The organism is Zoogloea sp. (assembly GCF_028693495.1).
Lineage (GTDB): Bacteria > Pseudomonadota > Gammaproteobacteria > Burkholderiales > Rhodocyclaceae > Zoogloea.
In genome coordinates, this window is the sequence record NZ_JAQUVG010000004.1 from 1 (window position 1) to 26,845 (window position 26,845).

At 66.4% G+C, this 26,845-nt stretch carries 30 protein-coding genes; 18 read left to right on the forward strand and 12 right to left on the reverse strand.

What is annotated here, in order from left to right; translation table 11 throughout:
- Positions 1-80: 80 nt before the first annotated feature.
- On the reverse strand, positions 81-989 hold the full coding sequence (locus PHD22_RS01235; protein WP_299861103.1) for a LysR family transcriptional regulator: 909 nt from the start codon (positions 987-989) through the stop codon (positions 81-83).
- Positions 990-1,084: 95 nt separating this feature from the next.
- On the opposite strand from PHD22_RS01235, the gene PHD22_RS01240 reads away from it, so the two are divergent.
- The 5 genes from PHD22_RS01240 (at position 1,085) to PHD22_RS01260 (ending at position 4,947) form a co-directional block, all read left to right on the forward strand.
- The gene (locus PHD22_RS01240) at positions 1,085-1,900 is read left to right on the forward strand and encodes a class III extradiol ring-cleavage dioxygenase (RefSeq protein ID WP_299861106.1); all 816 of its coding nucleotides are present in this window, start codon (positions 1,085-1,087) and stop codon (positions 1,898-1,900) included.
- A 2-nt stretch (positions 1,901-1,902) separates the two neighbouring features.
- Positions 1,903-2,442, forward strand: a complete 540-nt coding sequence (locus PHD22_RS01245) for a cytochrome b (RefSeq protein ID WP_299861111.1) — start codon at positions 1,903-1,905, stop codon at positions 2,440-2,442.
- An 18-nt stretch (positions 2,443-2,460) separates the two neighbouring features.
- Complete coding sequence (locus PHD22_RS01250) at positions 2,461-3,039, forward strand: YceI family protein (RefSeq protein WP_299861114.1); 579 nt, start codon at positions 2,461-2,463, stop codon at positions 3,037-3,039.
- A gap of 52 nt (positions 3,040-3,091) precedes the next feature.
- Entirely contained in the window at positions 3,092-3,658 is a 567-nt protein-coding gene (locus tag PHD22_RS01255) for a YceI family protein (RefSeq protein ID WP_299861117.1), read from the forward strand.
- Between the two features lie 164 nt (positions 3,659-3,822).
- A complete protein-coding gene (locus PHD22_RS01260; RefSeq protein WP_299861120.1) occupies positions 3,823-4,947 on the forward strand; it encodes an acyltransferase in 1,125 nt (374 codons plus the stop codon).
- Between the two features lie 9 nt (positions 4,948-4,956).
- On the opposite strand, the gene PHD22_RS01265 is transcribed toward PHD22_RS01260, so the two are convergent.
- Positions 4,957-7,857 carry an HD domain-containing phosphohydrolase gene (locus PHD22_RS01265; RefSeq protein ID WP_299861123.1) on the reverse strand — a complete coding sequence of 967 codons (2,901 nt, stop codon included), beginning with the start codon at positions 7,855-7,857 and terminating at the stop codon, positions 4,957-4,959.
- Between the two features lie 23 nt (positions 7,858-7,880).
- On the reverse strand, positions 7,881-8,924 hold the full coding sequence (locus tag PHD22_RS01270; RefSeq protein WP_299861126.1) for an AraC family transcriptional regulator: 1,044 nt from the start codon (positions 8,922-8,924) through the stop codon (positions 7,881-7,883).
- Between the two features lie 156 nt (positions 8,925-9,080).
- Between PHD22_RS01270 and PHD22_RS01275 the strand changes: the two genes are divergently transcribed.
- The 5 genes from PHD22_RS01275 to PHD22_RS01295 all read left to right on the forward strand — a co-directional run bounded on the left by PHD22_RS01275 (position 9,081) and on the right by PHD22_RS01295 (position 14,368).
- On the forward strand, positions 9,081-9,845 hold the full coding sequence (locus PHD22_RS01275) for a 3-hydroxyacyl-CoA dehydrogenase (protein WP_299861129.1): 765 nt from the start codon (positions 9,081-9,083) through the stop codon (positions 9,843-9,845).
- Positions 9,846-9,974: 129 nt separating this feature from the next.
- Entirely contained in the window at positions 9,975-11,165 is a 1,191-nt protein-coding gene (locus PHD22_RS01280) for an acetyl-CoA C-acetyltransferase (RefSeq protein ID WP_299861132.1), read from the forward strand.
- Between the two features lie 13 nt (positions 11,166-11,178).
- On the forward strand, positions 11,179-12,312 hold the full coding sequence (locus tag PHD22_RS01285) for an acyl-CoA dehydrogenase family protein (RefSeq protein ID WP_299861135.1): 1,134 nt from the start codon (positions 11,179-11,181) through the stop codon (positions 12,310-12,312).
- Between the two features lie 128 nt (positions 12,313-12,440).
- Positions 12,441-13,571 (forward strand): CaiB/BaiF CoA-transferase family protein, encoded by a 1,131-nt coding sequence (locus PHD22_RS01290; RefSeq protein ID WP_299861137.1) that lies wholly within the window; start codon positions 12,441-12,443, stop codon positions 13,569-13,571.
- A gap of 20 nt (positions 13,572-13,591) precedes the next feature.
- A complete protein-coding gene (locus PHD22_RS01295) occupies positions 13,592-14,368 on the forward strand; it encodes an enoyl-CoA hydratase (protein WP_299861140.1) in 777 nt (258 codons plus the stop codon).
- A gap of 141 nt (positions 14,369-14,509) precedes the next feature.
- Here PHD22_RS01295 and gpmI read toward each other — a convergent pair whose 3' ends face one another.
- From gpmI to pyrC, 4 genes are all read right to left on the reverse strand, one after another.
- Positions 14,510-16,150, reverse strand: coding sequence for a 2,3-bisphosphoglycerate-independent phosphoglycerate mutase (gene gpmI, locus PHD22_RS01300; RefSeq protein ID WP_299861143.1), 1,641 nt, complete (start codon positions 16,148-16,150; stop codon positions 14,510-14,512).
- Between the two features lie 128 nt (positions 16,151-16,278).
- Positions 16,279-17,064 (reverse strand): DUF3025 domain-containing protein, encoded by a 786-nt coding sequence (locus PHD22_RS01305; protein WP_299861146.1) that lies wholly within the window; start codon positions 17,062-17,064, stop codon positions 16,279-16,281.
- A 39-nt stretch (positions 17,065-17,103) separates the two neighbouring features.
- Positions 17,104-17,559: a hypothetical protein gene (locus PHD22_RS01310; RefSeq protein ID WP_299861149.1), complete on the reverse strand. Its 456-nt coding sequence runs from the start codon at positions 17,557-17,559 to the stop codon at positions 17,104-17,106.
- A 23-nt stretch (positions 17,560-17,582) separates the two neighbouring features.
- Positions 17,583-18,614, reverse strand: coding sequence for a dihydroorotase (gene pyrC / locus PHD22_RS01315; protein WP_299861152.1), 1,032 nt, complete (start codon positions 18,612-18,614; stop codon positions 17,583-17,585).
- Between the two features lie 255 nt (positions 18,615-18,869).
- On the opposite strand from pyrC, the gene PHD22_RS01320 reads away from it, so the two are divergent.
- Genes PHD22_RS01320 through PHD22_RS01330 form a run of 3 tightly spaced genes read left to right on the forward strand, consistent with a single transcriptional unit; the run spans position 18,870 to position 21,048 of the window.
- A complete protein-coding gene (locus tag PHD22_RS01320; RefSeq protein WP_299861155.1) occupies positions 18,870-19,613 on the forward strand; it encodes an amino acid ABC transporter permease in 744 nt (247 codons plus the stop codon).
- A gap of 1 nt (position 19,614) precedes the next feature.
- Positions 19,615-20,304 carry a glutamate/aspartate ABC transporter permease GltK gene (gene gltK, locus PHD22_RS01325; RefSeq protein WP_299861158.1) on the forward strand — a complete coding sequence of 230 codons (690 nt, stop codon included), beginning with the start codon at positions 19,615-19,617 and terminating at the stop codon, positions 20,302-20,304.
- Between the two features lie 15 nt (positions 20,305-20,319).
- Positions 20,320-21,048: an amino acid ABC transporter ATP-binding protein gene (locus tag PHD22_RS01330; protein ID WP_299861160.1), complete on the forward strand. Its 729-nt coding sequence runs from the start codon at positions 20,320-20,322 to the stop codon at positions 21,046-21,048.
- 41 nt (positions 21,049-21,089) lie between these two features.
- Here the strand turns inward: PHD22_RS01330 and rsmI are convergent, their stop codons facing one another.
- Positions 21,090-21,968: a 16S rRNA (cytidine(1402)-2'-O)-methyltransferase gene (gene rsmI, locus PHD22_RS01335; RefSeq protein ID WP_299861162.1), complete on the reverse strand. Its 879-nt coding sequence runs from the start codon at positions 21,966-21,968 to the stop codon at positions 21,090-21,092.
- 17 nt (positions 21,969-21,985) lie between these two features.
- Between rsmI and PHD22_RS01340 the strand changes: the two genes are divergently transcribed.
- The 5 genes from PHD22_RS01340 to PHD22_RS01360 all read left to right on the forward strand — a co-directional run bounded on the left by PHD22_RS01340 (position 21,986) and on the right by PHD22_RS01360 (position 24,517).
- On the forward strand, positions 21,986-22,393 hold the full coding sequence (locus PHD22_RS01340; RefSeq protein ID WP_299861165.1) for a YraN family protein: 408 nt from the start codon (positions 21,986-21,988) through the stop codon (positions 22,391-22,393).
- Positions 22,383-22,769 carry an HIRAN domain-containing protein gene (locus PHD22_RS01345; protein WP_299861168.1) on the forward strand — a complete coding sequence of 129 codons (387 nt, stop codon included), beginning with the start codon at positions 22,383-22,385 and terminating at the stop codon, positions 22,767-22,769. Before PHD22_RS01340 ends, PHD22_RS01345 begins: the two co-directional genes overlap by 11 nt.
- Before the next feature lie 73 nt (positions 22,770-22,842).
- Positions 22,843-23,436 (forward strand): phosphoheptose isomerase, encoded by a 594-nt coding sequence (locus tag PHD22_RS01350; protein ID WP_299861171.1) that lies wholly within the window; start codon positions 22,843-22,845, stop codon positions 23,434-23,436.
- Positions 23,433-24,086, forward strand: a complete 654-nt coding sequence (locus PHD22_RS01355) for a BON domain-containing protein (RefSeq protein WP_299861174.1) — start codon at positions 23,433-23,435, stop codon at positions 24,084-24,086. The genes PHD22_RS01350 and PHD22_RS01355 overlap by 4 nt, the downstream gene beginning before the upstream one ends.
- Positions 24,083-24,517: a four-helix bundle copper-binding protein gene (locus PHD22_RS01360; protein ID WP_299861177.1), complete on the forward strand. Its 435-nt coding sequence runs from the start codon at positions 24,083-24,085 to the stop codon at positions 24,515-24,517. The genes PHD22_RS01355 and PHD22_RS01360 overlap by 4 nt, the downstream gene beginning before the upstream one ends.
- 46 nt (positions 24,518-24,563) lie before the next feature.
- On the opposite strand, the gene PHD22_RS01365 is transcribed toward PHD22_RS01360, so the two are convergent.
- The 4 genes from PHD22_RS01365 to PHD22_RS01380 all read right to left on the reverse strand — a co-directional run bounded on the left by PHD22_RS01365 (position 24,564) and on the right by PHD22_RS01380 (position 26,845).
- Positions 24,564-24,998, reverse strand: a complete 435-nt coding sequence (locus PHD22_RS01365) for a PPC domain-containing DNA-binding protein (RefSeq protein ID WP_299861178.1) — start codon at positions 24,996-24,998, stop codon at positions 24,564-24,566.
- On the reverse strand, positions 24,986-25,453 hold the full coding sequence (locus PHD22_RS01370) for an Ivy family c-type lysozyme inhibitor (protein ID WP_299861180.1): 468 nt from the start codon (positions 25,451-25,453) through the stop codon (positions 24,986-24,988). Before PHD22_RS01370 ends, PHD22_RS01365 begins: the two co-directional genes overlap by 13 nt.
- Before the next feature lie 163 nt (positions 25,454-25,616).
- Positions 25,617-26,063 (reverse strand): nuclear transport factor 2 family protein, encoded by a 447-nt coding sequence (locus PHD22_RS01375; protein WP_299861182.1) that lies wholly within the window; start codon positions 26,061-26,063, stop codon positions 25,617-25,619.
- Positions 26,060-26,845 carry an SDR family NAD(P)-dependent oxidoreductase gene (locus PHD22_RS01380; RefSeq protein WP_299861185.1) on the reverse strand — a complete coding sequence of 262 codons (786 nt, stop codon included), beginning with the start codon at positions 26,843-26,845 and terminating at the stop codon, positions 26,060-26,062. The genes PHD22_RS01375 and PHD22_RS01380 overlap by 4 nt, the downstream gene beginning before the upstream one ends.

Consider the following 26,845-nt stretch of genomic DNA (forward strand, 5'->3'; position numbering starts at 1 on the left):
TGCCTTCAGGCGGAAACGCGTTGCCATCTTAGGGGCACACCTGGCCCACCGCCAGTTTTTTAAGGACAGGCTCCGTTGTTTCAGGGCAAGCCCTCGTCCCAGTAGGGAACGGGACCGATCCGCCCGGCCAGATAGTCCGCCAGCGCCCGCACACGGGTCGGCAGATAGCGGTTGCTCGGGAAAACCGCATAGATTCCCAGCTCAGGGCTCGGATAGTCCACCAGCAGCACTTCCAGCACGCCTTCCCGAATCGCCGGAGCAGCCAGAAAACTGGGCTGACGGGCAATCCCCAAGCCCCGCTGGCAGGCATCCATAAGCGCATCCCCACTATTGGCGTGGAGACGGCCCTGCACCGGAACCCACTGCACCTCCCCTTCTACCCGGTAGGGCCAGGCCGACCGGGCGGTACCGGTATAGCCCAGGCAGTGATGCCCCGTCAGATCCGCCGGCACCTGGGGCCGGCCGTGGAGCGCCAGATAATCAGGAGAGGCCAGGGTCAGCAGGCGGGACGAACAGATGCGCCGGGCCACCTGAGTCGGATCCAGCTGGGAGGTGATCCGGATCGCCATGTCCAGGCCATTTTCGATCAGGCTCACCTGACGGTCGTTGTAATCCACGTCCAGGCTGACCTCCGGCCAGGCCCGCACGAACTCGGCCACCAGGGGCGCCAGGTGGCGTATGCCGAAGCTCACCGGCACGCTCAGGCGGATCGAGCCGCGCGGGATCCGGTCTCCGCCGGACAAATCCCCTTCGGCTGCACTGACCAGATCCAGAATTTCCCGGCAGCGCTCCAGGTACACCTCCCCTTCCGCAGTCAGCCGCAGACTGCGGGTACTGCGGGCGATCAGCTTCACTCCAAGATGCGCTTCCAGACTGGCAATCATCCGCGTCACGGCGGAACGGGCCACCCCCAGATGATCCGCAACCGCGGCAAAGCTCCCTGCCTCAGCCACGCGAATGAAGACCTCCATCCCTTGCAAGCGATCCATTGTTTCAATTTCCGCAACAAAAAGTTTTCAATTTAAGGGTTTTTCCACCCAAATGAAAAGCCTACAGTGTGGCCAATTCCAGTAAGGAAACCGGCATGTCCCTCCGACACCCTGTACTCTTCCTCTCCCACGGCGCCCCCGACATCCTTCTCAAGGGGGGCGCCAGCGTTGCTCTCTGGAAACAGCTGGGCGCAGCGCTGCCGCGCCCCCGAGCCATTCTGGTCATTTCGGCCCACTGGGCAGCCCGGATGCCCCTGGTCAGCACCGCGGCCACTCCGGAAACCATCCACGATTTCGGCGGTTTCCCCCCTGCCCTCTACAGCATGCACTATCCTGCCCCCGGCGCCCCCACGCTGGCAGCCCGGGTAGCGGATCTGCTGCACTCTGCCGGTCTTCCCTGCGAGGAAAGCCCGCACCGGGGGCTGGACCATGGCGCCTGGATTCCCCTCAAGGCCATGTTCCCGGATGCAGACATCCCGGTCCTGCAACTGGCCCTCCAGCCCTTTGCGGGCCCCGGGTGGCATTTCAGGATCGGACAGGCCCTGCGCGCCCTTCGGGAAGAAGGCATCCTGATCCTCGCTTCCGGTGCCATCACCCACAACTTTGCCTGGCTGACCTGGGGCGAGGACAGCGCGCCCCTCCCACAGGCCAGGATGTTCTCCGACTGGACTGGGGCAACACTGGCCCGGGGCGACCGGGAGATCCTCCTGGACTATCGCCACCAGGCCCCCCACGGCGCCGCCGCCCACCCCAGCGAGGAACACCTGCTGCCCCTCTTCGTCGCCCTCGGCGCCGCGGATCCGGAAGAAACCCCCCTGCGCCTGGAACCCGAATTCATCCAGGGTGGTCTGGCAATGGACGCCTATCTCTGGCAGGACGCCAGCCCAACCCCCTTTCACCCGGAACACTGACCATGCCTGCACCCTCACCCCGCTACACCGGCCCGGCCATGGCCGCCCACTGGATCATGGCCGTCCTGATCCTGGTGGCTTTTCCCCTGGGCGTTTACATGCAGGACCTGCCCCTGTCCCCCGACAAGCTCAAACTCTACTCGTACCACAAATGGATCGGCATGACCGTGCTGCTGCTGTTCCTGCCGCGCCTCCTGTGGCGCATCACCCATCGCCCGCCCGCACCCCTGCCGATGCCCGCCTGGCAGCACCGGATCGCCGAGAGCACCCACCACCTGCTCTACCTGCTGATGGTACTGGTGCCCTTGAGCGGCTGGCTGATGAGCTCGGCCAAAGGCTTCCAGGTGGTGTATTTTGGTGTCCTGCCCATTCCCGACCTGATGGGCAAGGATCAAGGCCTGGGTGACTTCTTCCTGCAAGCCCACAAGCTGCTCAACTTCGCCCTGCTGGCCCTGGTCGGCCTGCATGTGGCTGGCGCCCTCAAACACCAGATCCTTGACAAGGACGGCACCCTGCGCCGCATGCTGCCCTTCGGTCAATAAACCCTTCAGGAGAAACCCATGCCCTTCCGTACCGCTTCCCTCGCCCTGGCCGCCAGCGGTCTGCTGCTGACCGGCACCGCCCAGGCCATCGAATACAACCAGGTGGATGCCACCCGGAGCAGCCTCGCCTTCACGTCCAAGCAGATGGGCGTCCCGGTGCCCGGCAGTTTCAAGCGCTTCAATGCCAGCATCGCCTTTGATCCCGCCAGGCCGACGGCTGCCAGCACCACCCTCGAAATCGATCTGGCCAGCATCGATGCGGGCTCCAGGGAGGCCAACGATGAAGTAGTCGGCAAGCAGTGGTTCAACGTCAAGGCCCATCCCACGGCCCGGTTCGTCTCCACCGGTGTCCGCGCCCTGGGCAACAACCGCTTCGAAGCTCTGGGCAAGATGACCGTCAAGGGCCAGACCCGGGACGTGGTCGCCCCCTTCACCTTCAAGCAGGAAGGCAGCGGCGGCGTCTTTGACGGCGGATTCGTGCTCAAGCGCATGGACTACGGCATCGGTGAAGGCCCCTGGGCCGATGTGTCAGCCGTCGCCAACGAAATCGAAATCAAATTCCGGGTCGTCGCCAACGCCGGCCCGGCCAAGAAGTGAGCTCACAGTTCACCCCCAACCCCCAGTCTCATGATCAAAACGGAGTAAACCCATGAAGAAGCTCATCGCCCTCGCCCTCACCGCCGGCCTGTCCACCGCAGCCTTCGCCGCGCCGGAAACCTACAGCCTGGACAACAGCCACACCTTCCCCCGCTTCGAATACAACCACTTCGGCTACTCCCTGCAGCAGTCCGGCTTCGACAAGACCACCGGCGCCATCACCCTCGACCGGGCCGCCAAGACCGGCTCCGTGGATGTGACCATCGACGCCACCTCCGTGAATACCGGTTCCAGCCTATTTAACCAGCACATTCAGGGTGAGGACTTCTTCGACACCGCCAAGTACAAGACCATCACCTACAAATCCACCAAGGTGAATTTCGATGGCGACAAGCCGAGCACCATTGAAGGCAACCTGACGATCAAGGGCATCACCAAGCCGGTCACCCTGACCGTCACCCACTTCCACTGCATGCCCCACCCGATGCACAAGAAGGACGCCTGCGGTGCCAACGCCACGGCCACCATCAAGCGCAGCGAGTTCAATGCAGGCAAATACGCCCCCTATGTGGGCGACGAGGTGAAGCTGTCCATCGTCGTCGAAGCCGTCAAGAGCTGACCTTCCCCGCTTCCCCCGACGCCCTGCCGCCCGTCCCGGGTCGCAGGGCGTTTTTGCATTTTCTTTTGGCTGCGTGTCATCCGTCCGGGCGTCTCTGGCGTTAGAACACGGTCCTCGCCGGCCGGCTCCGCACCACCGGCGACCTTCTTTGTCCCGAGCCGCCCATGCCCCCCGACGCTTCCCGAATGCCCCTGGTGGACGCCCTCAAAGCCTTCGCCTGCCTTTCCATCGTCCTCCATCACCTGGCCTTCTATGGCCCGATGACCGACATCGCCGCGCCCCTGATGCCCGGCCTCATCGCCTGGTTCAACGACTACGGCCGGATGGCGGTCCAGGTCTTCCTGGTGGTTTCCGGCTTTCTGTTCGGCGCCAGGTACCTGGGCAAGGAGGCCCACGCCCGGCAGACGATCCAGCCCATGGCGGCCCTGCTCCAGCGTTATACCCGGCTCGTGGTGCCCTACTCGGCGGCCCTGCTCCTGGCGATCGCCTGCAATGGCCTCGCCAGCCTGGGCATGGAACACCGCAGCCTCTCCGCGCCCCCCGCGCCTGGCCAGTTGCTGGCCCATGTGCTGCTACTGCACAACCTGCTGGATGAAGAAGCCCTGTCCGCCGGCGTCTGGTACGTGGCCATCGACTTCCAGCTGTTTACCCTGGCCACGCTGCTGATCTGGCTCCCGGGCCGCATCGCCCCCCTGCGCGCCCACGCCAGGCCCCTGGCCCTGGCCCTTCTGGGGATCATGACCGGAGCCTCCCTGTTCGGCTTCAACCGGGATGCCTGGTGGGACGAATCCGCCTTCTACTTCTTTGGCGCCTTCGGCCTCGGCATACTGGCCTGGTGGGCTGCCGGCCAGCGCCACGCACAGCTCTGGCTCCTCGGGCTGACCCTGCTGGCGCTCTCGGCCCTGGTCCTCGACTTCCGCCTCCGCCTCGCCATCGCCCTGGGCGTGATGCTGATCCTGGGTCTCGGCCGGCACACAGGGCTGCTCCACCGGCTGCCCATCCCGAAGCCCCTGACCGGACTGAGCCGGATCTCCTATTCCGTGTTCCTGGTGCACTTCCCCCTCTGCCTGCTGGTCAATGCGGTTTTTGTCAGCCTCTTCCCGAGCAGTCCGACCCTCAATGCATTCGGGATCATGCTGGCCATCCTGCTCAGCCTGCTGGGCGGATGGGCATTCCACAGGAGGGTGGAGTGCCGTGCCTATGGCCTGCGTACACGGCTGCTCTTTCCGGCGGGCCTGGTGGCCTCGGGCTGGCTCGGCAGCCTGATGATCAGCGGCCTGGCCGGCTGAGCGGAACGCTCAAGCCAGGCCCAGCGCCGCGAGGTCCACTTCATCCACCGCCGCCGGATCCATGAAACGCTCGGCGTAAGCCCGGCAGACCCCGGAGCGCACAAAGAGCGCAAACAAATCCGGGTCGATGTGACCGTTGTCGCGCATCCGGGCCATGATCCCCACCGCCTCCGACAGGGTCTTGCCCCGCTTGTAGGGCCGATCCACCGCGGTCAGGGCCTCGAAGACATCGGCAATCGCCATCATTCGCGCCAGAGGACTCATCTGGGCCGCCCCCAGCCCCCGGGGATAACCGCCCCCGTCCATCCGCTCGTGGTGCCCTCCAGCTATCTCAGGAACGGCCCTCAGGTGACGGGGAAAGGGCAACTCGTCCAGCATCCGGATGGTCTGGATGATGTGCTCGTTGATCTTGAAGCGCTCCTCTTCCCCCAGGGTGCCCCGGGGAATGGTCAGGTTGCGCAACTCCCCCCGGTGATACAGGAGTTCGGGCACAGGCATCCGGAACCCCCAGGGGTTGTCCGGAAGGATCCGATCCCCCTCTTCACGGGCAATCCGGTGCTCCGGCTTATCCGCCAGCACCGTCTCCAGCACCGGCAAGGACGGGGCATCGCCCTTCCGGAGGCGCTCCTCCGGTGACACCCCCAACCGGTCGTCCAGCGTCCGCAGCCAGGTACGCGCTGCGATCCGGCGCAGGCGGGCCTCGGCGGCAGGGTCCATCTGCTCGCTGCCCAGGTTGCAGGCCGCCACGAAGGCAAACTCCTCATCCAGGACACGCCACTCCTGCGCCAGGGCGGCCAGCGCCTCCTCCCGGACAGCCCCTTCCGCGATCCGGCGCCAACACGCCACTTCCGCATCCCGCTTGAGGACTTCGAAGCGGGTCCGGATCTCGTGGATCCGGTCGTACAGGGTCTCCAGCTTGGTGGCCTTGTCCACCACGAACTCCGGTGTCGTCACCTTGCCACAATCATGCAGCCAGGAGGCCAGATGGAGCGCCTCCCGGTCATCCTCACTCATCTGAAACCCCGTGTAAGGCCCCTCCGTGGCGGCGCACGCCGCCTCGGCCAGCAACTGGGCCAGCACCGGCACCCGGGCACAATGGCCGCCGGTATAGCGGCTCTTGGCATCAATCGCTCCTGCAATCAGGCGCACAAAACTCTCGAAGAGCTCCTTGCGGGCCTCGATCAGGGCACGGGTCTCCAGGGACACCGCGGCCGAGCCCGACAAGGCTTCGGCAAAACGGATCTTGTCCTCCTCCGGGGGACTCTCGAACCACAGCACCAGCATCCCCAGCCGCATGCCTTCACGATCCTGCAGCGGCAACGCCAGGCAGGCCATCCGGTCGCTCTCCAGGGCACCCAACAGCGAACGCCAGGGCGAGCCTTCCCCGGAGATCTGGACGACACCGGAACGCTGGCCAGGTGCCACCAGGCTACCCACCGCCCCCCCTGCAGGTAGCCCCTCCAGGGGCAGGCTTTCCCCATGAGCATTACGCAAGGCCATCGCCTCCAGCCCCTCCTCCCCGTCCCGGGTCAGGAAGAGGACACCGGCCCGGGCACCCAGCACGCCCACGGTTTCATCCACCACCCGGGCCAGCAGACGCCCGAAATCGGTTTCCGCCGCCATCACCGAGGCAATGTCGAGAAAACGCCGGATCGCCCCCTTCATGGACGCAAGATCCTCGGCCAGATCGTCCACTTCCCGCACCACCGAACGGGTGGACACCGAACTGGAAAAATCGAAACGGCGGATCGCCGCAGCCGCCCCGGCCAGCTCACGGATGGGACGGGACACCAGGCGCGCCGCCAGATAGCTCAAGGGCAGCGCCAGCAGGATCACCGCCAGGGTGATCAGGATGGAGCGGTCCCGGATCGCCCTTGCCTCCACGAGGAACTCCGCGTCGGGCACCGCCACCCCCAGATGGATGGGACCGTTACCGAGCACGGGCAGGGGCACAACCGCCCCCCGCCACGCCCGGCCAGCCCCAGTGAAGGCGTACAGTCCCTCTCCCGACTTCACCCCTGGGCGCAGCAACCCCGCCAGCAGGCCTGCCTCCAGCGCATCCACCCGGGGGCGGGACACCCGGTCGTTCTCATCCCCGTGCAACCAGCCCCTCTCCGAATAGGCAATGACCTGCTGCGCCCCATCGAACAGCACCAGCCGGGAGCCCGGGGTGATGCGCTGGGCATCCAGGGTCTCGTCCAGGGTCGCCAGGCGGATGTCGGCCCCTACCACCGCATGCCCTCCCGACGCCTGCCGGGCAATCGTCACCCCGGGCTTGCGGGTGGCCGCAAACAGATAAGGGGCCGTCTGGACCGCCCCCGCCTGCGCCTGCGCAAGCCGGTACCAGTCCCGCTGCCGCGGATCATAGTTCCGGGCATAGTCCGCACGCCGGTCCGTGGCGAGCACCTCCAGTGCAGCGTCCAGAAAAACGAAGCGACCATCCTCCCCCGCAATGCTCTGGACCACATAGGCGGAATCTGCAGGCGCCCCCAGCTGGCGACGGTCCTCGTCGCTGACGAAGCGCATCAGCAGGAAGAAGTCCCCGTTGTCGTAGCCCACGTAGCACGAGCTGACGGAGGGTGACCCCGCCAGCACCTCCCGCAGCAGGGGCAGACTGGTCCAGCGCGCCTCCAGGGTGCCGGCCCGGGTCAGGGGCTGCAGGGCCAGCAGCCCCATCGCCGACCCCACCGGCTGAAGCAGGGCCTCGGTCTCCGCGGCCGTCTGGCGGACGATGCGCACCATCAGGTCGCCCGCCGCCCGCTCCAGCATGTCCGCACTGCGGGCATAGGACAGCCAGGCGATGCTGCCACCCGCGACCAGCAGCAACAGGAAAAACAAGGACGAGATATGCAGGTGCAGCGGAAAGCGCCGGCGGTGAAGCGGGGTATCCTGAAGGCTATCGGCTGCCATGACGGTCTCCGCGCAGGTGGGCGTTATTGCCCGCCCAGAGCCCGCCGGTACTCTCCCGGTCGGGCTCCAGTCCATTTCTTGAAAGCCCGGTGAAAGGCACTCGCTTCGGCGAACCCCAGATCCAGCGCAATATCGAGCACGGACTTGTCCGAGTGGCTGAGCTGGCTGATGGCCAGGTCCAGACGCAGCGCATCCTTGATGGTCTGGTAAGACTGTCCCTCGTCTGTCAGATGCCGGCGCAAGGTGGACGGGGAAAAATGCAGCTGCTGCGCCAGGGTTTCGAAAGCGGGCCAGGTATCAGGCGGGATATCCCGCAACTGACGGCGGATGCGCGCCACCAGGCCATCGCTGTTGCGGTACTTGACCAGGAAATTGGCCGGCGCACTGCGCAGGAAGACCTTCATCGTGCGCTCGTTCTGGACATTGGCCATGTCCAGGTACTCCGCCGGGAAGGCGATCTCGGTTTCCATCTGGTCAAAGCGCAGATCCGGCGAAAACAACACCCGCCATTCAGCGCTGTAGTCCGGCTCGGCACAACGGAAGGTCGCATGGTGCAAGGGAATCCGCCGGCTGATCAGCCAGCAGGCGAGCCCGTGAAGAATGATCAGGAAGGTGCCGTAGGCGAAGGCCCGCCGCGGACCGGGCAGCCGCTCCGCGAGCACCACCCGGGCCATTTCCCCTTCCCGCAGCAGCACCCCTTCGAAATCGTCCAGGACCAGCCGAAAGAAACGCAGGGCCCGCCGCAGGGCCCGCTCCAGGGTGTCGCAATGAATCACGCTGTGGCACAGCAGGGTGAAGCTGCCGGCCTTCATCCGATGGCTGTCCATGCCGAAGAACTCGTCGTCCATGGTCTGGGCAATGGCATGCCACAAGGTGCCGTAATGGGTCGACGAGACCCGGGCCTGGGGCGCCTGGAGCAGCTCCGGCGAGATGCCCGCCTGGGCCAGCAGCGCATCCCCGTCGATCCCCTGCGCACGCACACCGGCAAGGGCTTCCTGGACGAAGGCCATCGCAATGGTACCCTTGTCAGTGGCGGCACCGGGGTGGAAGCGGGAGGACGGAGGCATGAGGGAGAGGGCTGCAGCAGGACCAGGCAGTTATGGCAAATTCTACCACCCAGATTGAGCGATTTAGACATGGAGCCGCGCCACCGGCTTGCCTAAACTTGATAGCACAGTGCGCCCACCCGGGCGCATCAAGGACAACAAAGAGGAGAGCACCTGATGGACATCAGCAACAATGTTTTCGTGGTCACCGGAGGAGGCTCCGGCCTGGGTGCAGCAACCGCCCGCATGATCGTCGCCAAGGGCGGCAAGGTCGTTCTTGCCGACGTCAACAAGGAAGCCGGCGAAGCTTTGGCAGCCGAACTGGGTGCCAATGCCCGTTTCGTTGCCACCGACGTGACCAGTGAAGACAGCGCCCAGGCCGCCTTTGCCGCCGCCACCGAACTGGGCACCCTGCGCGGCCTGGTCAACTGTGCCGGCGTGGCCCCCGCCGAAAAGGTGGTCGGCAGGGAAGGCCCGCACAAGCTCGAGTCCTTCGCCCGCACCATCAACATCAACCTGGTGGGCAGCTTCAACATGATCCGCCTGGCTGCGGCCATCATGAGCAAGAACGAGCCCAATGCCGGCGGTGAGCGCGGCGTGATCGTCAGCACCGCCTCGGTGGCAGCCTTCGACGGCCAGCTCGGCCAGGCCGGCTATGCCGCATCGAAGGGTGGTGTGGTCGCCATGACCCTGCCCATCGCCCGCGAACTGAGCCGCTCCGGCATCCGCGTGATGACCATCGCCCCGGGCATCATGGAAACCCCGATGCTGCTGGGCATGCCCGCCGAAGTGCAGGATGCCCTGGGCAAGACCGTGCCCTTCCCCGCCCGCATGGGCAAGCCGGCCGAGTTCGCCGCGCTGGTCGAGCACATCTTCGGCAACGCCTACCTGAACGGCGAAGTGATCCGCCTCGACGGCGCCATCCGCATGGCCGCCAAGTAATTGATCCGGTAAGGAGTGAGGGGAGAGGAGCAAGGAGGCCGCGCGGGACGCGTGTCGCCCTTTACGCCCGCTCCGGCCCCTCCTCACTCCTCACACCTCACTCTTCACCGACCTTAAAGGATTTGCCGAATGACCCACACCAACGACCCGATCGTCATCGTTTCCGCTGTCCGCACCCCGATGGGTGGCTTCCAGGGTGATTTCAACAGCCTCACCGCGGCCCAGCTCGGCGCCGTCGCCATCAAGGCCGCCGTCGAGCGCGCCGGCATCTCCGCCGAGACCGTCGAGGAAATCATCTTCGGCTGCGTGCTGCCCGCTGGCCAGGGCCAGGCCCCGGCCCGCCAGGCGGCCCTGGGCGGCGGCCTGCCCCTGTCCGCCGGCTGTACCACCGTCAACAAGATGTGCGGCTCCGGCATGAAGGCCACCATGCTGGCCAATGACCTGCTGCTGGCCGGCACCAACGACGTGATGATCGCCGGCGGCATGGAGTCCATGTCCAACGCCCCCTACCTGCTGCCCAAGGCCCGCGGCGGCTACCGCCTGGGCCATGGCCAGGTGATGGACCACATGTTCCTCGACGGCCTCGAGGATGCCTACGAGAAGGGTCGCCTGATGGGCACCTTCGCCGAGGACTGCGCCGGCCTCTACAACTTCACCCGCGAGCAGCAGGACGCCTACGCCATCGCCTCCCTGACCCGCGCCCAGGCCGCCATCAAGGACGGCTCCTTCGAGTGGGAAATCACCCCCGTGACCGTCGCCGGCCGCAAGGGTGACGTGACGATCGCCAGCGACGAGCAGCCGCCCAAAGCCAACCTCGACAAGATCCCCACCCTCAAGCCGGCCTTCCGCAAGGATGGCACCGTGACCCCGGCCAACTCCAGCTCCATCTCCGATGGCGCCGCCGCGCTGGTGCTGATGCGCGCCTCCACCGCCGCCACCAAGGGCCTCACGCCGATCGCCAAGATCGTCGGCCACACCACCCACGCCCACCAGCCCAACCTGTTTGCCACTGCCCCGGTCGGCGCCATGCAGAAGCTGCTCGCCAAGACCGGCTGGACCACCGCCGACGTGGACCTGTGGGAAATCAACGAAGCCTTCGCCGTCGTCACCATGGCCGCCATCCATGATCTGAAGCTCGACCACGCCAAGGTGAACATCCACGGCGGGGCCTGCGCGCTGGGCCACCCCATCGGCGCCTCCGGCGCCCGCATCCTCGTCACCCTGCTCGGCGCCCTGAAGAAAACCGGCGGCAAGCGCGGCATCGCCAGCCTGTGCATCGGCGGCGGCGAAGCCACGGCCCTCGCCGTGGAAATGCTCTAAGGAAACCCACACCATGATCCTCACCCAAGAACAGGAAATGATCCGCGACTCCCTCCGCGCCTTCGCCCAGGAGCGCCTCGCGCCCTTCGCTGCGGAATGGGACCGCAACAGCACCTTCCCGGCCCAGGCCCTCAAGGAGCTCGGCGAGCTCGGCGCCCTGGGCATGTGCGTGCCCGAAGAATGGGGCGGCGCTGGCATGGACTACATGAGCCTCGTGCTGGCCCTGGAAGAGATCGCCGCCGGCGACGGTGCCACCTCCACCATCGTCAGCGTGCAAAACTCACTGCCCTGCGGCATCACCAACAAGTACGGCACCGACGCCCAGAAGGAAGAATGGCTCAAGCCCCTCGCCCGTGGCGAAAAGCTCGGCTGCTTCTGCCTGACCGAGCCCCACACCGGCTCCGACGCGGCGGCCATCACCACCCGCGCCGACCGCGACGGTGACCACTACGTCATCAACGGCGTCAAGCACTACATCACCACCGGCAAGTACGCCGACGTGGCCATCGTCTTCGCCGTCACCGACAAGGCCGCCGGCAAGAAGGGCATCTCCTGCTTCCTGGTGCCCACCAGCACCCCCGGCTACACCGTCGCCCGCATCGAGCAGAAGATGGGGCAGCACGCCTCCGACACCTGCCAGATCGTTTTCGACAACTGCCGCGTTCCCGCCACCGCCCTCTTGGGCAAGGAAGGCGAAGGCTACAAGATCGCCCTCTCCAACCTGGAAGCCGGCCGCATCGGCATCGCCGCCCAATCCGTGGGCATGGCCCGCGCCGCCTACGAGGCCGCCGTGGCCTACGCCAAGGACCGGGTGACCTTCGGCGTGCCCATCATCGAGCACCAGGCGGTCAACTTCCGCCTCGCCGACATGGCCACCCAGCTGGACGCCGCCCGCCTGATGGTGTGGCGTGCGGCCACCCTCAAGGATGCGGGCAAGCCCTGCCTCGTCGAAGCCTCGATGGCCAAGATGTTCGCTTCCGAAATGGCCGAGAAGGTCTGCTCCGCCGCCATCCAGATCCACGGCGGCTGCGGCTACACCGATGAGACCCCGGTGGAACGCATCTTCCGCGACGTCCGCATCACCCAGATCTACGAAGGTGCCAACGACATCCAGCGGCTGGTGATCGGCCGCAGCATCGCCGCCTGACCCAGCGGTCAGACAACCAGGCAGGCCGATGACGCGACGCAGGGCTTCCCCGTCGCGCCATCGGCCTGCCTGCCTTTACAGCCTGGAAAACAACAACGGAAGGAAACCGCGTGGGACCCCTGCATGGCGTGAAAATCATTGAATTTGCCGCCCTCGGCCCCTGCCCGATGGCGGCCATGATCCTGGCCGACCTGGGCGCCGAGGTGGTGCGCATCGAGCGCAAGCTCGCCCCGGGCGCCAAGCCCGGCGCCGAACTCTTCGATCCGCAGATCGACATCCTCAATCGCAGCCGCCGGGTGGTCAGCCTCGACCTCAAGAAGCCCGAAGGCCTCGACACCGCCCGCCGCCTGGTGGCCGGTGCCGACATCCTCCTGGAGGGCTTTCGCCCCGGCGTCATGGAGCGCCTTGGCCTCGGCCCCGACGAAGGCCTCGCCGCCAACCCCCGCCTCGTCTACGGCCGCATGACCGGCTGGGGCCAACACGGCCCCCTGGCCCAGTCTGCCGGCCACGACATCAACTACCTGTCCCTCTCCGGGGCCCTCCACGCGATCGGCGAGCCCGGCCGCAAGCCCGTGGTGCCCCTCAACCTGGTGGCCGACTGCGGTGGTGGCGCCATGCTGCTGGTAGTGGGAGTGCTGGCCGCCCTCACCGAGGCCCGTCACTCCGGCCAGGGCCAAGTGGTGGACGCTGCCATGACCGACGGCTCGGCCCTGCTCATGACCATGATGTACACCCTCAAGGCCATGGGCCAGTGGCAGCAGGCACGGGGTAGCAACCTGCTGGACGGCGGCGCCCACTTCTACGATACCTACCGCTGCGCCGACGGCAGATACATTTCCATCGGCCCCATCGAACCCCAGTTCTACGCCCTGTTCCTGGAAAAGGCAGGCATCACGGATCCGGATTTCCAGGCCCAGTGGAACAGATCCCAGTGGCCCGAACTGCGGAGCCGCCTGGCCCTGCATCTGGAAACCCGTACCCGGGATGAGTGGTGCGCCCTGCTGGAAGGAACGGATGCCTGCGTCGCCCCCGTACTGGACATGGACGAAGCGCCGAAACATCCGCACAATCAGGCCCGCGGCACTTTCATCGAGGTGGGCGGCATCGTCCAGCCCGCCCCGGCCCCCCGCTTCAGCCGCAGCACGCCAGACACGCCCCGCCCGCCGACCCCCGGCGCCAGCGGAGCCGACGTCCTCGCCGACTGGGGCTTCAGCCCCACCGAAGTGGACGCCCTGCGCCGTGCCGGGGCCATTCAATAACAAGCGCAACAGGAGAACGCATGGACTACAAGAACATCCTCGTCGAGACCCGCGGCAAGGTCGGCCTCGTCACCCTCAACCGCCCCAAGGCCCTCAACGCCCTCAATGACGAACTGATCGATGAGCTGGGCGCCGCCCTCGATGTCTTCGAGGCCGACGAGAACATCGGCTGCGTCGTCATCACGGGCTCCGAGAAAGCCTTCGCGGCCGGCGCCGACATTGGTGCAATGGCCACCTTCAGCTACATGGACGCCTACAAGGGCGACTACATCACCCGCAACTGGGAACGGGTCAAGACCTGTCGCAAGCCCATCATCGCCGCCGTGGCCGGCTTTGCCCTGGGCGGCGGCTGCGAACTGGCCATGAGCTGCGACATGATCTTCGCCGCCGACACCGCCAAGTTCGGCCAGCCCGAAGTCAAGCTGGGCATCCTGCCCGGCGCCGGCGGCACCCAGCGCCTGCCCCGTGCCGTGGGCAAGGCCAAGGCCATGGACCTGTGCCTCACTGCCCGCATGATGGACGCCGCCGAAGCCGAGAAATCCGGCCTCGTGGCCCGGGTGATCCCCGCCGACCAACTCCTCGACGAAGCCCTCAAGGCCGCCGGGACCATTGCCGGCTTCTCCCTGCCCGTCGTCATGATGATCAAGGAGTCGGTCAACCGCGCCTACGAATCCAGCCTCCAGGAAGGCCTGCTCTTCGAGCGCCGCGTCTTCCACTCGGCCTTCGCCCTTGAAGACCAGAAGGAAGGCATGGCCGCCTTCGTCGAAAAGCGCAAACCGGACTTCAAGAACCGCTGACCGTCACGCTCGCGTCCCACCAGGACGATGCGCTGCAAGGGGGCTCCGGCCCCCTTGTCCGTTCATGACCCGGCGGATGCCCGGATCTGTCCGGGGGAGGCCCGCCTCCAGCAGACGGCCACCCCGGCGGATCACTGGGCCTTACTTCACTTCCAGGACGCTGTCGTCCCATTTGTCGTGCTTTTCCAGCCCGAGCAGGTTGGCCACGGTGGCGGCGATGTTGGACAGCCCCGCGGTGGGGGTCTGGCGCAGGGCCAGCTTGCCGCCGGTCACGGTGTCGTGGAGGATCAGAGGAACCGGATTGAGGGTGTGGGCGGTCTTGGCCTTGTAGGAGCCATCCTGATTGAGGGCGGGCTGCCTGGTCTTCTTGTCCAGCTCGAACATCTCGTCGGCATTGCCGTGGTCGGCGGTGATGAGGGCGACGCCGCCGGCCGCCTCCACCGCATCCAGCAGGCGGCCGAGGGCCAGGTCGAGGGCTTCGATGGCCATGGTGGCGGCGCGGAAGTTGCCGGTGTGGCCCACCATGTCGCCGTTGGCGAAGTTGCAGCGCAGGACCCGGTACTTGCCCGAGCGGAGGGCAGCGATCATGGCGTCGGCGATTTCGGCGGCCTTCATCCAGGGGCGCTGCTCGAAGGGCACCACGTCGCTGGGGACTTCCTCCCAGGTTTCGCCTTCGAACTTGCCGGAACGGTTGCCGTTCCAGAAGTAGGTGACGTGGCCGAATTTCTGGGTTTCGGAGCAGGCGAACTGGGCCAGGCCCATCTTGCTGAACCATTCGCCGGAGGTATCGGTGATGGCGGGAGGGGCCACCAGGAAGCGCTTGGGCAGTTGCAGGTCGCCGTCGTACTGAAGCATGCCGGCGAAGGTGACCCGGGGATGGCGGACCCGGTCGAACGCGCTGAACTGCTCGTCGACAAAGGCGCGGGTGATCTCGATGGCCCGGTCGCCGCGGAAGTTGAAGAAGACCACCGCATCGCCGTCCTCGATGGTGCCGATGGGGATGCCGCCATCGGCGATGACGAATTCGGGCAGGTCCTGGTCGATGGTGCCCGGGTGCTTCTGGCGGAGGCCATTGACGGCCTCGGTGGCGTTGGCGAACTGGGGCCCCTCCCCCAGCACGTGGACCTTCCAGCCCTTTTCCACCATGGGCCAGTTGGCATCGTAGCGGTCCATGGTGATGTACTGGCGGCCGCCGCCGGAGGCGATGCGGGCATCGAAGCCGTCGGTACTGAGTTCGGCCAGGAAGGCTTCGAAGGGCACCACGTAATCGAGGGCGCTGGTCTCGGGCACGTCGCGCCCGTCCAGCAGGGCGTGGATGCGCACGGTGGGCACGCCTTCGGCCTTGGCCCGGACGACCATCGCCTTGAGGTGGTCGATGTGGCTGTGCACGTTGCCGTCGGAGAACAGGCCGATGAAGTGCAGCACGCCGCGGCCGGCCCTGGCCCCGGCCACGATCTCCTGCCAGGCCTCCCCGTTCCAGAGGGCGCCGTCGGCGATGGCGTTGGCCACCAGGGCAGCGCCCTGGCTATAGACCTGCCCTGCCCCGATGGCATTGTGGCCGACTTCGGAGTTGCCCATGTCGTCGTCGGAGGGCATGCCCACCGCGGTGCCGTGGGCGCGCAGGGAGATGTGCGGATGCAGGGCGAACAGGCGGTCGAGGGTGGGTTTGCGGGCGGCGGCGATGGCGCTGCCCACATCGGTCTTCGGAATCCCGTAGCCATCCATCACGATGACGACAACGGGGCCCTGAACGCCGGCAAAGGCGGAAGATTTCTGCAACATGATCGGTTCCTGAAGGAAGGATTTGGTGTCGGCACAACGGGGCCAAGCCCGTCAGCCATCCAGCGGGTCCGTTATTTTCCGCCAAATCGGCCCTCAGGTCACAGCAAGCTCACGATCCCCCTTGCCGATCACCGTCGGGGACGAAACTGGCGGGTGTCCCGGTAGTAGGCAGGGTCCTCGCTGTCCGGCGTCACCCCCGGCACGCCAAGCAGGGGCAGCGGCGCCAGATCGGTCTTGCCGAAGGGCTGACTGGTGAGGCGGCGGGCCAGCCAGGCATCGGCCTCAGCCAGTTGCTCCGCCACGGACAGTTGCAGCCAGGCAGGCTCCACCACCCGGTACAAGGCCTTGGCGCACAGCCCGACGAAGGGGGTGCGGAGCTGATCCCAGCTGGCGTGGCCGAAGATGAGGAAGCGGGTGCTGTCCAGGAGGCGTTGGCGTTGGCGCCAGAAGACCTCCTCCCAGGCATGGGCGACCAGCAGGGCGGGGAGGTCGGGGTCGGCGGAGACGACCAGCACACCGCATTCGTCGAACTGGGTGAGGGCGTCCCGCAGCGGCCCCCGGCCAGACAGGCCAGCCGCCCTCCGGCGGGCGATTTCCTGGAGGTGCAGAGCATTGCAGGCGGCCTTGGTCCGGGGCCAGCAGCACCAGGCCAGGGCGTTGAAGAAGTCGTGCCAGTCGCCGGGGCGGGTGGGCACCTCCCCGGTGGCGTCGATGTGGTCCTCGTAACCCTCCAGGTCCGCTGGCGGCAGGACGAAACCCAGGGGATGGCCGGAGCCGCTGACGGCCTGGGGTGCAACGCTCCGCAGCAGGGCGGTCAGCGCCCCGGCGTCCGGAATCCCGGACGGACACCGGGCGAGCAAGGTGGCAAGAGGCTCGAAGAGGGGACGCTGGGCGTAGGCGGCGGGTGGCAGCATGGGGGGAAACGGCCCCCAAAAGGGGGCGCCGGGCAGGGCTTACTCCCCGGAATCCCGAATCCGGCGGGCGGGGCTTCCCTCCTCCGCCGGCAGGAACTCCAGCAGGTCGTTCTTGCGGCTGAAGGTCCCCACCAGGGCACCGGGAGGCTCCTCGGGAGGATCGGGCCAGCGCTGGAACTGGCACGCCTCGGTACTGGCCAGATACCAGTGCCTGCCCTGCTTGAGGGCCCACAGACGGGTGCCGGCCTCGAAGACCTCCATCTTCACGCTCCCCGCCGTACCGGGACGGATCTCGTGGCGGCGCTGGCATTCGGGCAGGCGGGCCACCACGATGGCCTGCTCCACCTCGCTGCTCCAGAACCAGCGCTGTTCCCGGATGAGGCTGATGTTCTCGTCCTTGTTGCCATTGACGATGTAGGCCGCACCTTCATATTCGCAGGCAGCCAGCAGGGGAACGGCCAGGATCAGGACAGTTTTACGGAAAATGGGGTGCATCGTTCAACGGAGGGCAGAAGACATCAGGCCAGCTTCCAGGCGATGGTCTCGCCAGCCCGCAGGGGAACCAGGGGATCGCCAGGCAGGTAATCGATGCCCGCGGGAACCTGCCAGTCTTCCTTGACCAGGGTGATGGTGTCGGGATTGCGGGGCAGGCGGTAGAAATCGGGGCCGTTGAAGCTGGCAAAGGCCTCCAGCTTGTCCAGGGCACCTGCCTGCTCGAAGGCTTCCGCATACAGCTCGATCCCCGCATGGGCGGTGTAGCAGCCGGCACAGCCGCAGGCGGCTTCCTTGGTGGTCTTGGCGTGGGGCGCCGAATCGGTGCCCAGGAAGAACTTCGGGTTGCCCGAGGTGGCCACCTTGACCAGGGCTTCCCGATGGGTTTCGCGCTTGAGCACGGGCAGACAGTAGTGGTGGGGACGGATGCCGCCGGCGAAGATGGCGTTGCGGTTGAGGAGCAGGTGGTGGGCGGTGATGGTGGCACCCACGTTCGGCCCGGCCTCCGTCACGAACTGCGCTGCCTCGGCGGTGGTGATGTGCTCGAAGACGATGCGCAGGCTTGGGTAGCGCGCGGCAAGCGGGGCCAGCACGTGATCGATGAAGACACGCTCGCGGTCAAAGATATCCACCTCAGCGTGGGTCACTTCTCCATGAACACACAGGGTCAGGCCCTTCTCGGCCATCCGTTCGAGGACAGGATGAATCCGGGCGATGTCGGTGACGCCCGCGTCCGAGTTGGTTGTCGCGCCGGCGGGATAGAGCTTGGCGGCAACGACGAAGCCGCTGGCAGCGGCCACATCGATCTCCTCGGGGCTGAGGCTGTCGGTCAGGTAAAGCGACATCAACGGATCGAACTTGAGACCGTCCGGCACCGCCGCCAGGATGCGCGCCCGATAGGCTTCTGCCTGGGCCACCGTGGTGACCGGCGGCTTGAGGTTGGGCATGATCAGCGCCCGGCCGAAGCGTCGGGCCGTGTCAGGCACCACGGCCGCCAGGGCGGCGCCATCGCGCACGTGCAGGTGCCAGTCGTCGGGGCGGGTGAGGGTCAGGTTCATGGCGGGCATTCCGTAGCGAAAGGCAGATGTCGTCATTTTACCAGCCCGGCTGGCCAAGCACGACGACAAGTACGACGGGATGACGGCCCATGGCATGAAGCTCCGGAAGGCCCGTATCCTTGCATCCGTTAACCTGATCCGGGCCGCCAGCAGGACAGGAGCCCAGCGGATGTGCATGAACTGTCGTGCGGCAGGAGCGGACATGCCTGTCCTCGCGGCGTCCGCCCGCCGATTCACCCTTCGCAAGGAACAACCATGAGTTACCAATGGAACTGGGGGGTCTTCCTCACACCTGCCGCCGCCGGTGACGGCAGCACCTACCTGGGCTGGATGCTGTCCGGCCTGCAGGTGACGGTAGCCCTGTCCCTGTCGGCCTGGGTCATGGCCCTCGCCCTGGGCAGCCTGATCGGCGTGCTGCGCACCGTGCCCAACAGATGGCTCTCCGCCATCGCCGCCGGCTATGTGGAGCTCTTCCGTAACATCCCGCTGCTGGTCCAGCTCTTCATCTGGTACTTCGTGCTGCCCGAGTTGCTGCCGGTAAAGCTCGGCACCTGGTTCAAGCAGGATCTCGACCCGGTCACCCAGCAGTTCCTGTCGGCAATGGTCTGTCTCGGCTTCTTCACCAGCGCCCGGGTCTGCGAGCAGGTCCGCTCGGGTATCAACGCACTGCCCCAGGGCCAGAAAAATGCCGGCCTCGCCCTCGGCTTCACCCTGCCCCAGACCTATCGCCACGTGCTGCTGCCCATGGCCTTCCGGCTGGTGGTGCCACCGCTGACCTCGGAGTTCCTGAACATTTTCAAGAACTCGGCGGTCTGCTCCACCATCGGTCTGCTGGAACTGGCGGCCCAGGGCCGGCAGCTGGTGGACTACACCGCCCAGCCCTACGAATCCTTCATCGCCGTCACGGTGTTCTATCTGCTGATCAACGTGGTCGTGATGAGCCTGATGCGCGTCGTCGAGAACCGGACCCGGGTGCCGGGCTACCTGGGAGGCAAGTGAAATGTACGAATTCGACTGGTCATCCATCCCCGGCGCCCTGCCCTTCCTGTGGGAAGGCATGAAGGTGTCGCTGGAGATCACCCTCACCGCCGTGATCTTCGGCATCGCCTGGGGGACCGCCCTGGCGATGATGCGCCTGTCGCCGCTCAAGCCCCTGTCCTGGTTTGCCGCTGGCTACGTCAACCTGTTCCGGGCCATCCCGCTGGTGATGGTGCTGCTGTGGTTCTTCCTGATCGTGCCGCAGCTGCTGCGCAGCGTCTTCGCTCTGGATCCGAACACCGACGTGCGCCTGACCTCGGCGATGATCGGCTTCGCCCTGTTCGAGTCAGCCTACTACTCGGAGATTATCCGCGCCGGCATCCAGTCGGTGCCTGCGGGTCAGGTGGCCGCGGCCTCTGCCCTCGGCATGACCTACGCCCAGAGCATGCGTCTGGTGGTGCTGCCCCAGGCCTTCCGCAACATGGTGCCCCTGCTGCTGACCCAGGCCATCGTGCTGTTCCAGGACACCTCCCTGGTCTATGTGTCCGCGCTGGCCGATTTCTTCGGTACCGCCTACAAGGTGGGCGACCGGGACGGCCGCCTGGTGGAACTGCTGCTGTTTGCCGGCGCCGTCTATTTCGTCCTGTGCCTTGCGGCCTCCCAGCTGGTCCGCCGCTACCAGAAAAAACTCAACGCCCACGTGGCCCATTAACCCCCAGAACGCAACATGATCTCCATCGACAAGGTTTCCAAACACTACGGCAGCTTCCAGGTCCTCACCGACTGCACCACCCAGGTCAGGAAGGGCGAAGTGATCGTCGTCTGCGGCCCCTCGGGCAGCGGCAAGTCCACTCTCATCAAGTGCGTCAATGGTCTGGAGCCTTTCCAGTCCGGCACCATCACGGTGGACGGCATTTCGGTGGGCGACCCGAAGACCAATCTCTCCCGCTTGCGCAGCCGGGTGGGCATGGTGTTCCAGCACTTCGAGCTGTTCCCCCACATGAGCATCACCGACAACCTGACCATCGCCCAGGTCAAGGTCCTCGGCCGCAGCAAGGAGGAGGCCACCGACAAGGGCCTCAGGCTCCTCGACCGGGTTGGTCTCAAGGCCCACGCCCACAAGTTCCCAGGCCAGCTGTCCGGCGGCCAGCAGCAGCGCGTCGCCATCGCCCGCGCCCTGGCGATGGACCCGATCTGCATGCTCTTCGACGAACCCACTTCAGCCCTCGACCCGGAGATGATCAACGAGGTGCTGGACGTGATGGTCGAACTGGCCCAGGAAGGCATGACCATGATGTGCGTGACCCACGAGATGGGCTTTGCCCGCAAGGTGGCCAGCCGGGTGATCTTCATGGACCAGGGCCGGATCGTCGAGGATAACGCCACAGACGCCTTCTTCGGGGCCCCCCGCTCCGAGCGGGCCCGCCAGTTCCTGGCCAAGATCCTCTCCCACTGAGGACCCCGCACCGGTCTGGAACCCGCCCGCAACAGAGCAAATCAGCCCGCCCGGAGTGCCAGCGCCCGTTCGTACAGGGCGTTTTTCGACGCGCCGGTAATGGCGGCGGCCAGCTTCGCCGCCTGCTTCACCGGCAGCTCTGCCAGCAGCAGGCCGAGCACCCGCTCGGTCTCGGGAGACAGGCCCTCCAGCGGTGGCGCTGCCGATATCAGCACCACGAATTCGCCCCTCGCCCGGTTCGGATCGGCCGCGAGCCAGGCCGGCGCATCGCCCAGCGGCATGCGGACGATCTGCTCGAACATCTTGGTCAGTTCCCGGGCCACCACGATCTGGCGGGTCGGCTCCAGCACCGCAACCAGGTCGTCGAGGGTTTCGGCGATCCGGTGGGGCGCCTCATAGAACGCCAGGGTGCCGGGCACGCTGCGCAGGCTCTCCAGGGTTGCCCGCCGGGCCGTGCTCCTGGTGGGCAGGAAGCCATGGAAGTGGAAGGCGCCATCCGCCAGACCGGAGGCAGACAGCGCCGTCACGACGGCACTGGCCCCCGGCACCGGCACCACCGGAAAGCCGGCATCCTGAACCCGCGCCACCGCCCGGGCACCCGGATCGGACACGGCCGGGGTTCCCGCGTCGGTGATCAGGGCCACCTGTCGGCCCTCCTCCAGCATCCGGATCACCTGCCCTGCGGCCTCCTGCTCGTTGTGCTCATGAAGGGCAACCAGCCGGGTCTTGATCCCGAAGGCATCCAGCAGGCGCTGACTGTGACGGGTGTCCTCGCAGGCAACCGCGTCCACTGCCTTGAGTATCGCCAGCGCCCGCAGGCTCATGTCCTGCAGGTTACCCAGCGGCGTTGCCACCACATACAATGACGGTGTCTTGGCAAGGGGAGACGGTGATGACGGTTCGGAAAGGGCGGAATGCATGGCAGCGGAGCCGGGAAATGGCGGGGGAGCCCGATTGTGGCGACGACGCCCCCCCGGCGCAAGCCGAACACCTGCGCCGGGGAGCTGCCGCCGAGGCCCTGGCCGCCGAATATCTGGTCCGCCACGGCCTGACCCTCCTGGCCCGCAACGTCAGGTGCCGCGGCGGCGAGGTGGACCTGATTGCCGGCGACCGGGGCAGCCTGGTCTTCGTGGAGGTTCGGCTGCGCAGCAACCGTGACTTCGGGGGTGCCGCCGCCAGCATCACCGTCGCCAAGCAGCGCCGGATCATCCTCGCCGCCCAGTACTGGCTCCTCGGCCCGGGCCGCCGCTTCGCCCAGGCGCCGTGCCGCTTCGACGCAGTGCTGCTGGACCGCCTGGAGCAGGACCGCATTGAATGGATCCGCGGGGCCTTCGATGCCAGCTAGCGCGCTGTCCATACCGGCAGCCCTGCTGTGCCTGAGTCTCCTGCAGGGCGCGCCGGCCCTCGCCCAACACGTGGGAATCCTGCTCCAGAACTCGCCCCTGGCGGGCTTCCAGTACTACGGCGGCAAGATCCTGTGGGAGGAGATGCGTGCGGGCGACCGCCTGGCGCTAATCCGGGAACCGGACAACCCCCACGACCCACGGGCGATCCGGGTGGAATGGCGGGGACACAAGCTCGGTTATCTGCCCCGGGCAGAGAACCGCCTGGTGGCTCTGGCCATGGACCAGGGCACCCCGGTGAGCGGCCGGATCGCCGCGCTGACCGACCATCCCAACCCCTGGAAACGCCTGCGCATCGACGTGCTGCTGGGTTTGTAAGGGGATGTCTCCCCAGCGCCGGCATGGGCGGGCGCGGATGATAGAATTCCGGCCACTTCACCCGGAGCCATCCATGGATCTCGTAGCCCGCATTGCCCAGCAGTTCACCGACAGTGCCCAGACCAAGCTGGGCGCCCTCGAATTCATGGCCGAGCCCATCGCCGCAGCCATTGAAGCCATGACCCACTGCCTGATGGCCAACGGCAAGATCCTGGCCTGCGGCAACGGGGGCTCCGCGGCCGATGCCCAGCACTTCTCCGCCGAGCTGCTCAACCGCTTCGAGCTGGAGCGCCCGCCCCTGGCGGCCATTGCGCTGACCACCGACAGCTCCACCCTGACCTCCATCGGCAACGACTACGATTTCAGCCAGATCTTCTCCAAGCAGGTACGCGCCCTCGGCCAGCCCGGCGACGTGCTGCTGGCCATCTCCACCAGCGGCAACTCCCCCAACGTGATCGAAGCGGTCCATGCGGCCCATGAGCGCGAGATGCGGGTGGTGGCCCTGACCGGCAAGGGCGGTGGCCTGATGGCCGATCTGCTCGGCCCCGACGACATCCACCTCTGCGTTCCCGCCGACCGCACGGCACGGATTCAGGAAGTCCACCTGCTCACCCTGCACTGCCTGTGCGACGGCATCGATTGCCTCTTTCTCGGAGTCGAAGAATGAAACCCTTGCGCAAACCCCTGACCTGGTTCGCCCTCGCCATCGGGACCCTGGCCGCAGTACAGGGGTGCATCCCCGTCATCGTGGGTGGCACCGGCATGGCTGTCGCCATGGCCTCCGACCGGCGCAGCTCCGGCGCCTACGTGGAGGACGAAAGCATCGAGTGGAAAGCCTCCCGCTGGATCAGCGAGAAGCTGGGCGACCGGGTGCACGTGAACACCACCGCCTTCAACCGCAAGCTGCTCCTGACCGGGGAGGCTTTCAACGAGGAAAGCCGCGCCGAGGCGGAGCGCATCGCGCGGACCGTGGACAACGTAAAGGAGGTGGTCAATGAGCTGCGGGTGGCCCCTACCAGCAGCCTGTCCGCCCGCAGCAACGACAGCTACATCAGCTCCAAGGTCAAGGCCCGCTTCGTGGACCAGAAGGACTTCCGGATCCAGCATGTGAAGGTGACCACCGAGGCCGGCACGGTCCATCTGCTCGGCCTGGTCACCGAGAAGGAAGGCAACGCGGCCACGGAGGTCGCCCGTACCACTTCCGGGGTACAGAAAGTGATCCGCGTTTTCGAGTACATCTCTGAGGAAGAAGCCCGCCGCATCGACAAGGCGGTCACCACTTCCGACACCACCACTCAGGAGACCACATCCCGATGAACAGACGTGACGCCCTTTTCGCCACTGGCGCCCTGATGATGGCGAGCACGGCCAAGGCCGCAGCCGACCACGCGCACCACCATCACCACGAAGGCACCCATCCCTGGCAGGCCGTACTCGACACCGCCGGCATCTGCATCGAGAAGGGTGAAATCTGCCTGACCCACTGCATCATGCTACTTGGCGAGGGAGACAAGGCGATGGCTGCCTGTGCAACCAGCGTCCGGGAAATGCTGGCCTCCTGCCGTGCCCTGATCACCCTGGCCGGTGCGGAATCCCGTTTTGCGCCCCAGCTGGCCGCCCTGTGCGTGGATGTGTGCAAGGCCTGTGAAGCTGAATGCAAAAAGCATGCGGACAAGCACAAGGCCTGCCGTGAGTGCATGGAAAGCTGTGCTGAATGTGCCAAGGCCTGCAAGGCCAGACTGGCCTGAGCACTGCCTCCGCCGCATGCCCGGGGCCGTCATGACGGCCCCTTTTTCATGAACGCCGGCGGACCACCAGTTCGGCGTGGCCCGTACCCGGATCCGTCGCCCGCCGGAAATCCCAGTCAGGCAGCAGGGCCAGCAGTACCTCCGCCGTGGTGCGGACGATGCAGCCGTAGCCCAGATGTCCTCCGCTGACCTGTCCCATATCGTCCGCCACGCTGCCGTGGAGATGGGCCCCGTCAGCGGAAAGGGAGCCCGCCAGGCCAAGCAGTTCCAGCTTGCCGGACAGGATCGTGGCTTCGGACGCTCCGGCGAAGCGCAGACTCACGGCCTGCAGGCTGCCCAGGCCCGATAGCACAAAGGCCGCCGACAGGCCTTCGGCAAACACGGCACACTCCAGGGCCCGACGCAGATCCTGGCCCGGGGTCAGGCGCAGGGGCCGCAGCATCAGCCCACCGTCCAGGGGCACTCCAGTCAAGGTCGCCATTCTTCCCTCCACAGCCGATCCAGTTCGGCCTGTTCCGCTCCGTCCGGATCGCCAATGAAATAGGGCGGGCGTTCACTCTGGAGCACCTTGCCCAGAAGCCGTCCGCTGGCGGGCGCAAACACCACCACCAGGTTGTTCTCGTAACAGTCATGGGCCTTGCAGGCCGCCACCAGGCGATACTCCCCGCCCCCGATCCTGACCGGACGGACAGGCACTCCAGGCCCCTCCAGCCGGGCCAGCCAGCGCTCGCGGCGTGACTCTCCCAAGGCCCGGTGATAGGCCTTGCGAAATGCCTTGTCCGCGAGCATCTGGGGAGGATAGACGTCCTTGCCGGCGAAGGACGCAGCTGCGGCCTCTGCTGGCCTGCCCGCCTGGCGGAGTTCATGCGCCGGGAAGTCAGCAGCCACGGCGCCCTTCGCAAGCAGCAGCACGAACACGGAACACAGCAGTTTCATGGGAGAGCCTCCGCTGAGCTGGATTCCATGAGCCTGACATCCGGAAGATCGAAAATCAAGACATCTCTCCGGCCTCACCCAGGACCCGGCGCCGTTCGGGCTTCCTGGTCCGGGTGACGGTCAGGCGCACGCGTGCGTCATGGCCTCGCCACCCTGCAGCCCCTCACGAAGCGGAGAGCCTGCGCTGGAGCCAGCGCATCAGGCGTCCCAGCAAGGGCAGCTTGGCATACAGCTCTTCCCCTGTATCCCAGTAATCCCGGTGGACCTGCACCCGGCCGTCACCCGCAAAGACCAGATGGGTGGCGCCCCGGACCCGCTGGGTTTCTCCCTCCCTCCAGCCCTTGAAGCGGAAGCGGAACTCCCAGGCCAGCCAGGCTTCCTGCCCCTGAGCCATCTGACCCGTGACACGGAAGCGGGGCTCATGGACCTGCTCATACATGTGGCGGAACACCCCCTCGATGGCCGGCAGGCCCTGTACTTCATTGAAGGGATCCTTGAAGGCGGCATCCGGTGCATACACCTCGGCAATCCGGCCCAGGCCGTCAGGGGACAGGTTCTCGTAGAAGGACACCACCCGTGCCACCGGGGCCGGATCAGCGAAGGCGCTCACAACCCGGTCCCCCGGCTGATCAGACGGAAATACCAGCGTGCGGGGAGCAGACGCATCAGCTTGAGGACACCCGTGAAACGCTTCGGAAAATGGATCTCGAAGCCCCCCCGGGCAAAACCCTTGACGATGCGCTGCGCAGCATCGGCCGCCGTGAGCAGGGCCGGCATCTCGAAGTCGTTCTGGGCGGTGAGCGGTGTGGCGACGAAGCCCGGGTTGATCAGGAAGACCGACACCCCCTTGGGGGCCAGATCCAGGTAGAGGGTTTCAGCAAAATTGATCAGCGCCGCCTTGCTCGGCCCATAGGCCAGGGCCCGGGGCAAGCCCCGGTAGCCGGCCACGCTGCCCACGATGGCCAGCGCGCCGTGCCCCTGGAGCAGCAGTTGGGGGAGTACCGCCGCCGCCCCGTCCATCACGCCGAGCAGGTTGGTGTGCACCGTATGGCGTGCGTTGTCGGTGGTGAGCTCCCAGGCCCGCAGGGGTTCATAGGTACCGGCGTTGAAGATCACCAGGTCCACCCCACCCCAGGCATCGAGGATTTCCATCAGGGCCGGAGTGAACGCCCCCGCGTCGGTGACATCCATGGGAAGCGCCAGGGCATCCCGCAGGTCGGCGCACAGGTGACGGAGGCGCTCCCCATTGCGGGCCGACAGGGCCAGACGTGCGCCCCGGCTGTTGAGCTCCACAGCGAGGGCGGCTCCGATGCCGGTGGACGCACCCACGATCCAGACCCGGCGGTCCTGCCAGTCAGTGATCGGCGTGTTGAGGGGGGCAAACCAGGACAT